We start from the raw sequence: 15,360 nt of genomic DNA, 5'->3' as shown, positions 1-15,360 counted from the left end.
CTTTTTTTATTGTTTTGTTGCGGTATCTTCAGCTAATTTGCCATTGGCTTTCGCTTCTTTTACCCATTGAGGTACAACAGTTTCTAAGAATTCTTTTTTCGCTTGACGTTCTTTCTCGATATCAATACCCATTACTTTCCATGCTTTATCAGCTGTAGAAATATCTGGTACTTCAACCGGAGTTTTCACGCCATGTTTAGTTAAGATTGCTGCAAGTTTAGCACGTGCATCCGCAGCTTTGTCGATACCAGAACCTAATACGCGAAGCATTACATCAGGTGCGTGCATGTGACCACCGTGACTTGCTGCTGCGTAGTCCCAACGCCATTGAGCGTGACGGATATCCATTAAAGCAGGTTCCATTTCTTCTTTAGTTGCACCTGCATCCCATGCCGCTTTCGCTTCAAAGTGAGCACGAACAACTTGATCTTCTAAACGACCCATTACATCTTTCACTTCTTTTTTACGTGAAGCAACGATGTCTTTAAGTTTTTCTTTGCTTTGATCGTGACAGTTTGCACATGTGGTATCAAATGCATCGAATGGGTTTTGGATTTGGTGGTCGGTGTAAACTTTACCGTCTTTACCTTGTACTTTAGGCATGTGACAGTCGATACAAGTTACGCCGTTTTTACCGTGCATACCTAAAGACCAAATTTCAAAGTCAGGGTGTTGCGCTTTTAACATTGGTGCTTTAGAAAGAGAGTGAGTCCAGTCACTGAAGCCGATATCATCATAGTATTTTTCGATGTCATCAACAGTTTGACCGTTATCCCAAGGGAAGGTTACTTGTTTTAAGTCGCCCGCGAAGTAGTATTCAACATGACAGTTTGCACAGATTTCAGCACGTTTTTCAGTGCGAGCAGCTGTGTTAAAGCTTAAGTTAGCTTGTTCTTTACCTTCAGCTTTTGCTTTTGCTTGAAGTGCATTATTTAAGTGATCTAATGCACGAAGAACGTGTGGACGAGCAATACGTAATGCAGGTTTGCCTTCAGCAAAGTCTTTAGAGGTCGTATCGTGACAGTCAGCACAACCGATCGAGTTGACAATTTCTGGTCCACCTTTAGCCCATTTGGCACCAAAGTAACCATCTTCACCCCATTCTGCAATTAAACGAGGAACGTCTGGACCTTTACAAGTCCAACATGCCATTGGTTGAGGGCCATCATTTGCATTTTTGGGCGCACCAGTACGTAAAATATTACGTACATCTTCTACTGCATAAACGTGACCACGAGGTGCGTTATATTCTTTTGCGAAAGAATAGCCCCCCCATAACACGATTAAACGAGGATCTTGTTCATTAGCATAGATGATTTTGTCGCCTTTTTCAGTCGCTTTCCACGAATTGAATTGGCTAGGATATTTCTCAGCAAATTTTTCATTCACTGCTTCGATTTTTAAATTAGGGTTTGGTGCTTCCACAGGTTGTTCAACAGGCTTGTATACCATTTCAGCCATCGCTGAGTTATACACACCTAAAGCTGCGAAAGAAGTGGCCAAAACAAGGCTTTTTCTCAATGCGTTCACGATAATCACTCCATTAGGAAAGAATAAAAAAACAATTTTAAATGCGAACAATTCCTATTAAGCTTTTGAATTCACTCATAAAAATAGCTCAACGCAAGCATAAGATACCAAAAAGCAGTAGTTTTCCTAAGGTTTTTTTTCAAAACTTTGAGGTTGATCAAACTTTAAAATCAAAATACTTCTAAAGAGGTATAAGGGGGGTTAGGGAAGTGGTAGGTGAGTTGCATATTAAGAGAAAAAAGTGCGGTCAACTTTTACATTGTTTTTGACTTATATAAAGACGATTCCATGCTCATTATTACTGACTTTGACCTAATTTTAATGAGCATTCTTTTTACGCAAACGATACCTTGCATAGAAAATGTAAATTTCTTGTGAAAAATGGTATAAAAAGCGATCATTTTCTTGATCTTATAGATGAGTCAGCTATACTCCCAGAACCTTATTTTACCCAGCTTGTTCTATTGTTTGTTGGGATGTGATGAATACCTAAATCTATTTAACTTGGGAGAACTTTTTTATGAACAAAGTATTTAAGATTATTTGGAACAAAACGACACAATCTTTTGTCGTGACATCAGAATTAGCGAAAGGGGCAGTAAAAGCCTCTTCAAACTCAGAAGAACGTGTAGCAAGCGAAACACGTTTGTTTTCTCTTTTTAAACTTTCAGCATTTGCACTTTCTTTATCTGCAGTGATGATGCCGGCGCAAGCGAACGTGATTGTGGGGGATGGAAGCAATGCGCCTACAAATGTACATCCTTTTAGTATTGCGGTTGGGAACAGTGCCACATCAGCAAGCGGTGGAAGTACTACCGCTATTGGTTATGGCGTAAATGGTCGTTATGACAATAGTGTGCTGATTGGTGATGGCACAGGAAATTATGGTGGAACAACGGGTAGTCGTAATATTCTCATCGGTCAAAATGCTCAAGTTGGTGATAGCACTTCTGTTGTACGAGTAAACCAGTCTATTGCTATTGGAGCTGGCATTAGAGCTGATAAAGCAGCTACATTTGGTGGTAATTCTATTACTGAGGGTGCATGGGCTCGAGGCGATCAATCAATTGCGATTGGCGGTAATGTTATTTCTTATGGTAATGCATCAGTTGCGATTGGTGGGGATGATACTGATAAAGCAGCGGCTACACAAACGACTTATATCAATACTAATGGCCAAGATAAAACGGGAACGGTTCAACAAGCATTTAAAGATTTAACTGGAGGGGATCTTCAAACTCCCCGTTGGATGAATACGATTGCTGGTGAGGCTGCTGTATCATTAGGAACAAAAACAAAATCTGGGGATCTTTCATTAGCATTAGGTTCATTGGCTGCAGCTCAAAAAACGAATGCTGTCGCTGTTGGTACTGGAGCTAATGCATCGTTTGCAAACTCTGTTGCGATTGGTGGCGGTTCTGCGACGGATAAAGCGGGGGTTGCCTATACTACTCGTACTATTTTAGGGACAACTTATACTTGGGCTGGTGGTGCAAATACTATCGCAGGGGACGTTGTTTCTATCGGTAAAAAAGGCTATGAACGTCAACTCATCAACTTATCACCAGGTGATATTTCTGCAAACTCAACTGATGCAATCAATGGTTCTCAGCTTTATGCTGCGATGGCAGAACTTGAAAAAATTCATTATTTCTCGGTTAAATCAAATGTAACAGGTAACCAGAATAATACTGGTGCATCTGGAGTTAATGCGATTGCTATTGGTCCAAATGCGAGCACTATTACAGAAGCCTCGATTACTATGGGCTTAAATGCCAATGCATCTGATAGAGGTAAAAATGCAGTTGCGATTGGTACAGATGCTAAAACAACAGCAGAAAATGGTGTTTCATTAGGTCACAAAGCTAATAGTGAGTATTCAAACTCTACGGCAATTGGTTATTCAAGCCATGCAAATGGTGGTAATGCTACGGCTGTTGGTACTAATGCCAAAGCCGTTACTAACTCGACAGCACTAGGTTCTAATACAGATGCTAAAGAGTTAGGCGTAGCCATTGGCCATACTGCCTCTTCTGCTTATGCAGGCGTTGCTACGGGGGCGAATGCAAATGTTAGTGGTATTTATGGTATTGCTGTAGGTAATAATGCTAATGCTTCTGCACAAGCATCTATTGCTATCGGTAAGGGCGCAGCTGGCTCGGCAGCTGATGGTGTAGCGATTGGTTCATCAGCTAATGCAACGGTGCAAAATTCAGTTGCACTAGGTAAAGATAGCGTTGCAGGTGGCAATGTTTTCGGTGAAACCGCCCATGAAGCCGCTTTCAAAAATGATAATGGCGTGAGTGAAAATAAACAGTTTAAAGCAGGTCTAGCTAATAATTCGCTTGGTGCTGTTTCTGTCGGTAAAGAAGGTTTTGAACGTCAAATTCAAAATGTTGGTGCAGGTCGTGTTACTGCTAATTCAACTGATGCAATTAATGGTTCACAGCTTTATACCGTATTAACTTATAGTGGCTTTAACGTACAACAAAATGGTACTTCTAAATCACGTATCAATAACAATGGTTTTGTGAACTTTAAAGATGGTAATTTAACCACTGTAAATGTAACTGATGCGGATAATGGCACAATTGTGAAATTTGATGTCAACACAACAACTATCACTACTGATGCAGAAGGCAATGCAACTGCAGCGAATCCAAGCAATCTAGCAACTGCAGGCGACGTGACTAGCGCAATTAATAACGTACGTAACATGCCATTAACCTTTGCTGGTGATGCAGGAAAGGATGTAGAGCGTAAATTAGGTGAAAAAGTTAACTTAGTTGGTGGTGTAACTGATGAGACTAAACTTTCTGATGGTAACATTGGCGTAGTGGCAGATGGTACTGATAAGTTAGAAATCAAATTAGCTAAGGATATCAAAGTTGATAGCGTAAAAGCTGGTGATACAACCATTAATACTGATGGTTTAAAAATTGTCGGTGGACCAAGTGTTACTAAATCTGGCATTGATGCTGCGGGTAATAAAATTACTAATGTTGAAGCGGGTACCGATGACAAAGATGCTGTGAATTTTTCACAATTAAAAGATGTGGAAAAAGTAGCTAATAAAGGCTGGAATTTAACTGCTAATGGAGAAAATAGTAGTAATGTAGCACCTGGTGAAACGGTTGATTTGAATAACACCGATGGCAATATTAAAATTACCAAAAATGCAGCAGATGATAATGTGACGTTTAATTTAAATGAAACGATTAATGTTACTAATGTTAATGCTGCAGGTAATGTAACAGTTGGTGATACTGTTTTAAATACAGATGGCTTGAATATTAAAGATGGTCCAAGTGTAACAAAATCTGGTATTGATGCTGCTGGCAAGAAAATTAGCAACGTAGCAGCAGGTGATGTAAATGAAACATCACAAGATGCAGTAAACGGTAGCCAACTTTATCAAACAATTAATAACCTCACCACAAAAGGCTTTGGATTAACTGCTCAAGATGGTAATTCTGTGAAGAAACCATTAGGTGAAACGGTTGAGGTTGTTGGCGCAGATAAAAATATCAGCACCAAGGTTGAAGAAGGTAAAGTTAAGATTGCTTTATCGAAAGATATCAAGGTTGATAGTGTCACTGCGGGCGATACCAAAATTGATAAAGATGGTTTGAAAGCAGGTGATGTTACCGTGACTAACGCACCAATTAAAGTAGATGGTAACGTAGTAAATAACGTTAATGAGGCGATTAATCAAACTGCGAAACAAGCATTTAGTCCACTTACTTTTGCTGGTGATACTGGAAACAATGTAGAGCGTAAATTAGGTGAAACAGTTAACCTAGTTGGTGGTGAAACGGACACGACTAAACTTTCCGATGGTAACATTGGTGTGGTAGCAGATGGCACTGATAAGTTAGAAATTAAATTAGCTAAGGATATCAAAGTTGATAGCGTAAAAGCTGGCGATACAACCATTAATACTGATGGATTAACTATTGCTGGTGGGCCAAGTATAACCAAATCAGGTATTGACGCTGCAGGTAAGAAAATTAGCAATGTTGGAGATGGCGATGTATCTAAAGATAGCAAAGATGCAATAAACGGTAGCCAACTTTATAATGCTGTAGCGACCACTGATTTAAAACCTAATACAACAGGAAAAATTGATACACCTGTAGATGGCTCTAAATTGGTGAATGCAACCACAGTTGCAAATGCAATCAATAATTCTGGTTGGAATGTCACTGTGAATAAAGACGGTGGTGAAGCTGAAGGTGAAACTGTTCAAAAGGTAAGCCCAGGTAATACCGTGACTTATATCGCAGGACAAAATATCAAAATTAAGCAAGATGGCATGAATTTCACTATCTCTACTACGAAAGATTTAGAAGCCGGAGCGGTGAATGCCACAACGGTTAATACCACAACAATTAATCTTGGTGAAGGTGATAACTCAACGCCAATTACAGTAGTAAGTGGTAAAGATGCAGCACCAAATCTTGATGGTAAAACACCAAATCGTATGAACTTTGGTGGTGAAACTATCGCAACATTAAGCGATGGCTTAAAATTTGGCGCAAACGTAGGTGATGTTTACGGTGCGAAATTAAATAGCCAAATCAATGTGAAAGGCGCAGATAGCAACACAAACTGGAGTGAGTTTGATGGTGGCGATAATGTGATGACAAACATTGATAAGAGCGGTAATCTTCGTGTAGGTATCAAGAAAAACCTTAAAGTGGAAAGTGTAACTGCAAACAAATTCACTGCGGGTGATACTGTGATTGATGGCAATGGCGTAACCATTAAAAATGGTCCAAGCATGACTAAAAATGGTATTGATGCAGGTAATAAACAAATTACCAATGTTGCACCAGGGCGCATTGCAGCAGACAGTACTGATGCGGTAAACGGCAGCCAATTACACGAAGTAAAAGCTGACATGAATAACAAGATCAATAAGTTAAATGGTCAAGTGAACAAGTTAGGTAAACGTGTAAATGCAGGTACAGCAAGCGCGTTAGCAGCGTCTCAATTACCACAAGCTTACATTCCAGGTAAGAGCATGGTGTCTGTGGCAGCGGGTAATTATCAAGGTCAAAATGCAGTGGCATTAGGTATGTCACGTATTTCAGATAATGGTAAAATCATTATTCGTTTAGCAGGTACTAGCGATACACAAGGTAAAGTGGGTGTAGCAGTTGGTGCAGGTTACCACTGGTAATTTATTGTTAATAAATAAAAGGCATGGGAAACCATGCCTTTTTTATTGCCAAAAGTGCGGTCGATTTTCATCGCGTTTTTCGTATAATAGGGTGAGTCAACTCGGAGAAGAATATGATTATCGGACCTTATATCAACGCACTAGCGATTATCAGTGGTGCAGTTATCGGTGCGGTGCTCGGTGGGCGCATTCCAGAGCGTTTACGCACTAATTTAACCTTAATCTTTGGTTTGTGTTCCATGGGTATGGGTATTGTGATGGTGGCGAAAACTACCAATATGCCGGCAATGATTTTATCGCTGTTATTAGGGACGATAATTGGCGAGTTGCTTTTATTGGAACAGGGGATCAATAAACTGGCATCATCAGCCAAAGGCCTTGTTGAAAAAATGTTCCCTGATAAGCCAAGTAGCATGAATAGCCAAGAAGAGTTCTTATCTAAATTTGTAGCGATTGTAGTTTTATTTTCATTTAGTGGAACGGGGATTTTCGGGGCGATGAATGAGGGGATGAGTGGTAATTTTGATATCCTCATTGTGAAATCCTTTTTAGATTTTTTCACCGCGATGATCTTTGCTACATCTCTTGGCATTTCTGTGGCAAGTATTTTTGTGCCACAAACATTGGTTCAAGTGATTTTAGCTTATTCTGCGGTGTTTATTATGCCTTTTGTGACACCTGAAATGCGAGGTGATTTTGCTGCGGTAGGCGGTATGCTAATGATAGCGGCGGGCTTTCGCATTTGTAATATCCAAATGTTCCATGTGGCAAATATGCTGCCGGCTCTTTTCCTCGCTATGCCGATTTCTCATTTCTGGAGTACCTTTTTCTAAAAAATAGGCGTGTATAACGCCTATTTCTTTTTCTGACAATGAGGGCAATAAAAGCTATTGCGTTGCCCAATAATCATGCTTTCAATCTTAGTGCCACATTTAGGACAAGGCTTATCTTTGTTTCCATAAACTAACAATTCCTGCGCAAAATAACCAGGGCGACCATCGGGTTGTAAGAAATCTTTTAATGTTGTTCCACCTTGTGTAATGGCTTTCGCTAATACGTTTTTAATCGTTTCAACGAGTAAGGCACATTGGTTCCGCGTGAGATTTTCGGCTAATTTCATTGGATGTAAACCACATAAAAAGAGTGTTTCATTGGCATAAATATTTCCTACACCTACGACGACAGCATTATCCATTAAAAAGGTTTTAAGTGCGGTCGATTTCTTGCGTGATTTTTTAAAAAGGTATTCCGCATTAAATTCATCAGAAAGTGGTTCTGGACCAAGTTTTAGAAAAAGATGAAAGTCACCTAAGCTTTCCGTCCATAACCATGCACCGAAGCGTCTCGGGTCGTTATAACGCAGTAATTTGCCATTATTCATTACAATATCAAGGTGATCGTGTTTATCAATGGGGCTATCGTGCGGCACAATTCGAACAGAGCCAGACATGCCTAAATGACCAATGATATAACCTTTTTCAGTATGAATAATGAGGTATTTCGCACGGCGAGAAGTATCTAAAATTTTGACGTTTTTGAGCGTTGTTAATTCAGGAGAGACAACCCAGCGTAATTGTGGTTGGCGCACTACAATTTTTTCAATGGTAAAACCTTTCAAATAAGGGCTGACACCACGCAGGGCAGTTTCGACTTCAGGAAGTTCAGGCATAGATAATCTCGGTAATGAATTTGTGGTATAAAAAAACCCGAACAATGTCGGGCTTTTTTCAAATCAGCAAAATTATTTGATTTTTGCTTCTTTATAGATAACGTGTTTACGCACTACTGGATCAAATTTTTTGATTTCCATTTTTTCAGGCATATTACGTTTGTTTTTATCAGTTGTGTAGAAGTGACCAGTCTCTGCTGTAGAAACTAAACGGATTTTCTCACGAGCGCCTTTAGCTGCCATGTTTTAGCTCCTTAGATTTTTTCGCCACGAGCACGGATTTCAGCTAACACTGCATCAATGCCTTTTTTATCGATAATACGCATACCTTTCGCAGTTAAACGTAAGGTCACGAAACGGTTTTCACTTTCAACCCAGAAACGGTGAGTGTGAAGGTTTGGAAGAAAACGACGACGTGTCGCATTCAACGCGTGTGAGCGGTTGTTACCCACAGCTGGACGCTTGCCTGTTACTTGACAAACTCTAGACATAATAATCTCCAATAATTTAAATATAAGCTCGAGCTTATGGTTCGGATAATGAAGCTTAAAACTAAGCTTGCTTCCTCGTCAGGTCGCAGTATCCGACCCACTTACTATATTAAAGGTCGCAAATTATACTGACTTTATTTTCATTTCTCAAGTCCAAAAGCGATTTTTCCGTCTTTAAATGGAAATGAACGATAAAAAAATCATCAAATTCCCTAAAACTATAACAGATTATGTTCTGCAAAAGAATAACAAGTCCCTTTGCCGACAATAAAATGATCCAAAATACGAATGTCCATTAACTCAGCAGCTTCAATAATTTTTTGTGTGATCATTTTGTCGGAATAGCTAGGTTCTGCTAGGCCAGAAGGGTGGTTGTGAGCCAAAATTAAGGCGGCTGCATTGCAGTAAAGGCTTTCTTTGATGATTTCTCGTGGATAAACATTCGTTACATTAATTGTGCCTAAAAATAACCGCTCTTTTTTAATCAAACGATGTTGATTATCTAGAAATAACACCATGAAAATTTCACGTTCTTCGTGATGAAGCTCCGCTTGAAGATAAAGCTTTACCGTAGATGTGTCGCTAAATACATGCTCTATCAGTAATTCTTGTTTGAGATAGCGTTTGGTCATTTCTGTGGTGGCTTGTAGTTGAATAAACTGCGTAATGCCTAATCCTTTTACTTTGCAAAAGGCTTCTTTATCAGCACTTAATAAGGCTCGAAGGGATCCAAAATGTTGCAGCACGCTATGTGATAATTCCATGACAGGGCAGCCTTTAATCCCTGTACGTAAGAAAATAGCGAGTAGTTCGTGATCCTCTAGGGCTTCAACGCCATATTTCAACAGTTTTTCACGAGGCATTAAAGAAGAGTTTGTCTGCATATTAATTAATGAAAAGAAAAAGTGCGGTCAATTTTCATGATGTTTTCAATCTTTGCGAGAAATCAGTTTTGTTTTTGGTATAGCGATCGCAAAAATAAAATTTTTTATTGGTGAAATTTGAAGTAAAATAGGCGATCTTAAGTTGTTAAGTACTAACACACAAAACATATCCATTCTATTAAGTCGTAGCGGAGTAGCAAATGAGCTTGAGCGGAAAGCGTATTGTTGTCGGGATTACAGGGGGCATAGCCGCCTATAAAACCATTGAGTTTATTCGTTTATTACGCAAATCTAACGCAGAAGTTCGAGTCGCTTTAACACCTGCTGCCGCTGAATTTGTCACCCCTTTAACGTTACAAGCCATTTCAGGCAATGCGGTTTCTCAATCTTTACTTGATCCTCAAGCCGAATTAGCCATGGGGCATATTGAGCTGGCCAAATGGGCTGATGCGATTGTGATTGCACCAGCTAGTGCCGATTTTATTGCGCGTTTAACTGTTGGAATGGCAAATGATTTACTTAGCACGATTTGTCTTGCGACAAGTGCGCCTATTTTGCTCGCACCGGCTATGAATCAGCAAATGTACCGTCAGGCTATTACACAACAAAATTTAACCGCCCTTTCTGCGCGAGGTGTTAATTTTGTTGGACCAAATAGTGGTTTTCAAGCTTGTGGCGATGTGGGCGCAGGGAGAATGTCTGAACCTGCTGAAATTTTTGAATCGCTTCAATCACTTTTTGCTGTTTACCAAGATTTAGCTGATTTAAGTGTCGCTATTACAGCAGGACCGACACGTGAAGCTATCGATCCTGTTCGTTATATTTCTAATCACAGCTCGGGCAAAATGGGCTTTGCGATTGCCGAGGCCTTTGCAAAACGTGGGGCAAATGTCACCTTAATTGCGGGACCTGTTAATTTGGCTACGCCGAAAAATGTTCATCGTATTGATGTGACAACCGCCCATGAAATGTGGCAAGCCTCCCTTGAAAGTGCGGTCAAAAATCGTATTTTTATTGGCTGTGCCGCAGTAGCTGATTATCGAGTTGCGGAAGTTGCCGAGCAAAAAATTAAGAAAACCAATGATAACGATGAGCTTTCCCTTAAATTGGTGAAGAATCCAGACATTATCGCAAGTGTGGCAAGTTTAGAAAAAAATCGTCCATTTGTTGTGGGCTTTGCAGCTGAAACACAAAATGTTGCTGAATATGCGAAGAGCAAACTTCAACGTAAAAATTTAGATATGATTTGTGCCAATGATGTATCGGGTGGGCAAGTATTCGGACAAGATCAAAATTCCTTGCAGATCTTTTGGAAAACAGGCGAAAAATCGTTGCCGTTGGCTGACAAAAATAAATTGGCAGAAGTGTTAGTCACAGAAATTGTTGAACATTATCACAAATAAAATACGTTCAAAATTCGCTGTATTTTGTGACCGCACTTTTGTATTTAAGATTTCTTTTAAAGGATAAATAAGCATGAAAAAAATTGATGTAAAAATTTTAGATAGCCGTATTGGCAATGAATTTCCTTTACCAACCTATGCAACCGAAGGTTCAGCAGGTTTGGATTTACGTGCATTGCTTGAAGAGGGCATTGAAATTCAACCAGGCGAAACTAAACTTATTCCAACAGGCCTTTCAATTTATATTGCCGATCCAAATCTTGCAGCGGTGATTTTGCCTCGTTCTGGCTTAGGTCATAAACATGGTATCGTTTTAGGTAACTTAGTGGGCTTAATTGACTCAGATTACCAAGGTCCATTAATGGTGTCTGTATGGAATCGTGGCCATGAACCGTTCAAAATTGAAGTCGGCGATCGTATTGCACAATTAGTGTTTGTACCAGTAGTACAAGCTGAATTCAATATTGTTAGTGAATTTACCGAAACTGAACGCGGTGAGGGCGGTTTTGGTCATTCAGGTAAAAAATAGACTATGGTAGAACAATTATCTCTGGTAGAAGTTGATGAGATTGCCGCGGAAATCAAACCGCCAAAAATCGAAAAACGCACGGTGAAAGAACGTCGGCAACAAGTATTGACGGTGCTTACGCATATGCTGCATTCTGAACGCGGAATGGAGCGTATGACAACAGCGCGTTTAGCGGAAGAAGTAGGGGTGTCAGAAGCGGCACTTTATCGTTACTTCCCAAGTAAAACTAAAATGTTTGAAGCGTTGATCGATAATATTGAAGCGAATTTATTTAGCCGTATCACCACATCAATTCGTAATGAAACCAATACGATGAATCGTGTACGTGACATTATGCAGATGATCCTCGACTTTGCGCGTAAAAACCCTGGTTTGACACGTATTTTGACCGGACATGCATTGATGTTTGAAGAGCCGCTTTTACAGGCTCGTGTCGCTCAATTTTTCGATCGTCTTGAAATGCAATTTGTGAATATTTTACAAATGCGAAAATTACGCGAAGGGCGTGGTTTTAACGTCGATGAACGCATTATTGCAGGGCATTTAGTAACCCTTTGTGAAGGGCAGTTTATGCGTTATGTTCGTACAAACTTCCGTTTAGGTGCTAATCAAAGTTTTGAACAGCAATGGCGTTTTCTTGAACCGCTTTTTGCTTAATTGACTTTAGTTGATAAATATATGATTATTCCGTGGCAAGAATTGCCAACAGAAACCTTAGAAAATATTGTGGAAAGTGTGGTACTTAGAGAAGGTACTGATTATGGTTCACATGAATTTTCTTTAGAACAAAAAAAACAACACCTACTAAACAAGATTCACAATGGAAGTGCAGTGATTGTTTGGTCTGAGTTACATGAATCCATTGATATAAAAGATAAAATGGAATTTCTAAAATAAATCAATAGGAGCTTATATGTCAGAAAATGTAGAATTATTAGAAGAACAAAAGCCGCAGGACGATGATCAGCAGCGTGATCCTGCTCTGGATTGGTTCCTAACACACTGCCATTTACATAAATACCCGGCAAAATCGACCTTAATTCATGCAGGGGAAGATGCCAATATTTTATATTTCTTAATTAAAGGAACCGTGATGGTTTCATCGAAAGATGATGAAGGCAAAGAGATGATTTTATCTTATTTAGGTGCTGGACAATTTTTTGGTGAAGCCGGTTTATTTGATGAAGGCTCGAAACGTTCTGCTTGGGTGAAAACGAAAACCCCTTGTGAAATTGCAGAAATTTCCTATAAAAAATATCGTCAGCTTATTCAAATTAATCCTGAGATTTTAATGTTCCTTACTTCTCAATTATCAAAACGCTTGCAGAATACATCTCGACAAGTGACTAACTTGGCCTTTTTGGATGTGGCAGGCCGTATTGCTCAGGCGCTTATGCATTTAGCAAAACAACCTGAAGCCATGACACATCCTGATGGTATGCAGATTAAAATTACGCGTCAGGAAATCGGTCAAATGGTGGGCTGTTCACGTGAAACCGTAGGGCGAATCATTAAGATGCTGGAAGATCAAAATCTCATTCATGCACACGGCAAAACCATTGTGGTTTATGGCACAAGATAGCAAAAATAACCGTCTCTAATCAGACGGTTATTTTGTTTTTGTTACATTGATGTGATAGTTGAAATGTCTTTGTTAATTTTTATACGAAAAGCGAAAAAATACTTCTTTTAGTGCAATATCTTAATTGACAAAGTTGTGGAAGACTTCTATCATAACACTGCCTTCCAACGTGGTTTGTTTGGAAGTCAGGATTGGTCTCCTGAATATAATAAGTGGCTTTTAAAAGATACTTAATCTTTTAATTTTATATCGCAGACTGGAACCCCAGAGATGCTTTAAATCTATGGTGGGCTAGGTAGAAATCCCGCAGGGATGCGATGCAGTAAGCCACTTGCTGTTAAGACCAATTCTGCTTAGTTCCACCACCCTTCAAAACAATCTTCAATTTTCAAACATTCATCAAAATCACTTCAAACGAGAAATTCTTAGTTAAAGAGCGGTCATTTTTTACTTTATTTTTGGCAAAAAAATACCGACCCATTTCTGAGTCGGTATTTCATTTGGTGTGTTTTATTTTACTTTTTGTTTTATGGCTTCTGCCACAAGTTCAGCTTCAGGGCCGAGAACCACTTGTAAGCCATCGTTACCGATTTTCACGATACCTTTTGCGCCAAGAGACTTAAGCTGTTCTTCATTAATTTTGTGTTGATCCACTAAGCTCAAACGTAAGCGAGTGATACAAGCATCAATATTTTTGAAGTTATCTGCACCACCTAAAGCATCAATAAATTTGACCGCTCTTTCTTCGCGAGATTGGCTCGCTGCTGGTTTTGCTGTAGTGGTTTCTTCCGCTTCTTCTGTGCGACCTAATGTTTTTAAGTTGAACGCTTTAATTGCAAAACGGAATACCACGTAGTAAATCACGAAGAATACTAAGCCTTGTACGATTAGCATATACCATTCAACGGCTAATGGGTTGCGTGATGAAAGTACCATATCCACGAGACCTGCACTGAAACCGAAGCCTGCGATCCAATGCATTGTCGCCGCGATAAAGACGGAAATACCGGTCAATACCGCGTGGATGAAGTAAAGCACTGGTGCAACAAACATGAAAGAGAATTCTAATGGCTCGGTGATACCAGTGAAGAATGAGGCAAACGCACCCGCAAGCATGATTGATGCCACTTTAGTTCTTTGGCTTGGTTTAGCACTGAGATAAATTGCTAATGCTGCACCTGGTAAACCGAACATCATGACAGGGAAGAAACCTGCTTGATACATACCCGTTACACCAACTGTTGCCGTACCTTCAGCAAGTGATTTTGCACCACCTAAGAAGTTTGGAATATCGTTGATACCGGCCACGTCAAACCAGAATACAGAGTTTAATGCGTGGTGTAAGCCAACCGGAATGAGTAAACGGTTGAAGAAACCATAAAGACCCGCACCAACTGCACCTAAATCTTTAATGCTTTCACCGAATGATACTAAACCGCCGAAAATATATGGCCAGATGTAGAGCAATACGAAGCTGAGAAGCATCATGACAAAAGATACAACAATCGGCACGAGACGTTTTCCGCTAAAGAAGGAAAGGGCTTTTGGCAATTCTACTTGATAGAAGCGGTTATAAAGTTCAGCTGAAATCACCCCGATTAAAATCCCAATAAATTGGTTATTGATTTTCCCGAAGGCAGCAGGCACTTCACTTACATCGATATGTTGTAGTTGAGCAACACTGCCAGGTGAAAGTAGAGTGGTTACCACATAGTAACCTACTAAGCCTGAAAGCGCAGCAGAACCATGTTTGTCCTTAGATAAACCGAAAGCAACGCCAACGGCAAAAAGCAGGCCCATGTTATCGATGATAGCACCGCCTGATTTTATTAAAAATGCAGCAAGTTGACTGTTTGCACCCCAGCCATCAGGGTCAAGCCAATAACCGATACCCATCAGTACAGCAGCTGCTGGTAAGACAGCGACAGGTACCATCAAGGCCTGCCCAATTTTTTGCGCATAACCTAACACATTCATTTTTTTCTCCTATTTATAAGTAATGAAGTATTACTTCATATTTTAAAGTAAAAAAAAATATTTTGTATAGATGTTGTCACTTTATCTTAAATTTGAGAAGCCGATCACAA

General features: G+C 39.7%; 13 protein-coding genes. 7 read left to right on the top strand and 6 right to left on the bottom strand.

What is annotated here, in order from left to right; all coding sequences use genetic code 11:
• Nucleotides 1-6: 6 nt before the first annotated feature.
• On the bottom strand, nucleotides 7-1,530 hold the full coding sequence (gene nrfA / locus HMPREF3020_RS07405) for an ammonia-forming nitrite reductase cytochrome c552 subunit (RefSeq protein WP_180363118.1): 1,524 nt from the start codon (nucleotides 1,528-1,530) through the stop codon (nucleotides 7-9).
• Nucleotides 1,531-2,050: 520 nt separating this feature from the next.
• Here nrfA and HMPREF3020_RS09375 point away from each other — a divergent pair.
• Nucleotides 2,051-6,715: a YadA-like family protein gene (locus HMPREF3020_RS09375; protein WP_083315446.1), complete on the top strand. Its 4,665-nt coding sequence runs from the start codon at nucleotides 2,051-2,053 to the stop codon at nucleotides 6,713-6,715.
• A gap of 113 nt (nucleotides 6,716-6,828) precedes the next feature.
• Nucleotides 6,829-7,548 (top strand): DUF554 domain-containing protein, encoded by a 720-nt coding sequence (locus HMPREF3020_RS07395; RefSeq protein ID WP_070776061.1) that lies wholly within the window; start codon nucleotides 6,829-6,831, stop codon nucleotides 7,546-7,548.
• Nucleotides 7,549-7,568: 20 nt separating this feature from the next.
• On the opposite strand, the gene mutM is transcribed toward HMPREF3020_RS07395, so the two are convergent.
• The 4 genes from mutM to radC all read right to left on the bottom strand — a co-directional run bounded on the left by mutM (nucleotide 7,569) and on the right by radC (nucleotide 9,759).
• On the bottom strand, nucleotides 7,569-8,384 hold the full coding sequence (gene mutM / locus HMPREF3020_RS07390) for a DNA-formamidopyrimidine glycosylase (RefSeq protein ID WP_065243867.1): 816 nt from the start codon (nucleotides 8,382-8,384) through the stop codon (nucleotides 7,569-7,571).
• Between the two features lie 72 nt (nucleotides 8,385-8,456).
• The gene (rpmG, locus tag HMPREF3020_RS07385; RefSeq protein WP_005613503.1) at nucleotides 8,457-8,627 is read right to left on the bottom strand and encodes a 50S ribosomal protein L33; all 171 of its coding nucleotides are present in this window, start codon (nucleotides 8,625-8,627) and stop codon (nucleotides 8,457-8,459) included.
• Nucleotides 8,628-8,638: 11 nt separating this feature from the next.
• Entirely contained in the window at nucleotides 8,639-8,875 is a 237-nt protein-coding gene (gene rpmB, locus HMPREF3020_RS07380) for a 50S ribosomal protein L28 (RefSeq protein ID WP_005599762.1), read from the bottom strand.
• 218 nt (nucleotides 8,876-9,093) lie between these two features.
• Nucleotides 9,094-9,759, bottom strand: a complete 666-nt coding sequence (radC, locus tag HMPREF3020_RS07375) for a RadC family protein (protein ID WP_070776060.1) — start codon at nucleotides 9,757-9,759, stop codon at nucleotides 9,094-9,096.
• Between the two features lie 200 nt (nucleotides 9,760-9,959).
• On the opposite strand from radC, the gene coaBC reads away from it, so the two are divergent.
• The 5 genes from coaBC (at nucleotide 9,960) to crp (ending at nucleotide 13,273) form a co-directional block, all read left to right on the top strand.
• A complete protein-coding gene (gene coaBC, locus HMPREF3020_RS07370) occupies nucleotides 9,960-11,162 on the top strand; it encodes a bifunctional phosphopantothenoylcysteine decarboxylase/phosphopantothenate--cysteine ligase CoaBC (RefSeq protein ID WP_070776059.1) in 1,203 nt (400 codons plus the stop codon).
• A gap of 73 nt (nucleotides 11,163-11,235) precedes the next feature.
• Nucleotides 11,236-11,691 (top strand): dUTP diphosphatase, encoded by a 456-nt coding sequence (dut, locus tag HMPREF3020_RS07365; protein WP_005698440.1) that lies wholly within the window; start codon nucleotides 11,236-11,238, stop codon nucleotides 11,689-11,691.
• 3 nt (nucleotides 11,692-11,694) lie between these two features.
• A complete protein-coding gene (gene slmA / locus HMPREF3020_RS07360) occupies nucleotides 11,695-12,348 on the top strand; it encodes a nucleoid occlusion factor SlmA (protein WP_005698358.1) in 654 nt (217 codons plus the stop codon).
• Between the two features lie 21 nt (nucleotides 12,349-12,369).
• Nucleotides 12,370-12,588 (top strand): YheU family protein, encoded by a 219-nt coding sequence (locus HMPREF3020_RS07355; protein ID WP_005695554.1) that lies wholly within the window; start codon nucleotides 12,370-12,372, stop codon nucleotides 12,586-12,588.
• Nucleotides 12,589-12,604: 16 nt separating this feature from the next.
• On the top strand, nucleotides 12,605-13,273 hold the full coding sequence (gene crp, locus HMPREF3020_RS07350) for a cAMP-activated global transcriptional regulator CRP (protein WP_049369445.1): 669 nt from the start codon (nucleotides 12,605-12,607) through the stop codon (nucleotides 13,271-13,273).
• Between the two features lie 510 nt (nucleotides 13,274-13,783).
• Here the strand turns inward: crp and nagE are convergent.
• Nucleotides 13,784-15,250 (bottom strand): N-acetylglucosamine-specific PTS transporter subunit IIBC, encoded by a 1,467-nt coding sequence (gene nagE, locus HMPREF3020_RS07345; RefSeq protein WP_070776058.1) that lies wholly within the window; start codon nucleotides 15,248-15,250, stop codon nucleotides 13,784-13,786.
• Between the last annotated feature and the right edge of the window lie 110 nt (nucleotides 15,251-15,360).

The organism is Haemophilus sp. HMSC068C11, assembly GCF_001815355.1.
Lineage (GTDB): Bacteria > Pseudomonadota > Gammaproteobacteria > Enterobacterales > Pasteurellaceae > Haemophilus_D.
Note: the sequence above shows the minus strand (reverse complement) of the source record. Positions and strands in the feature narration are given on the sequence as shown.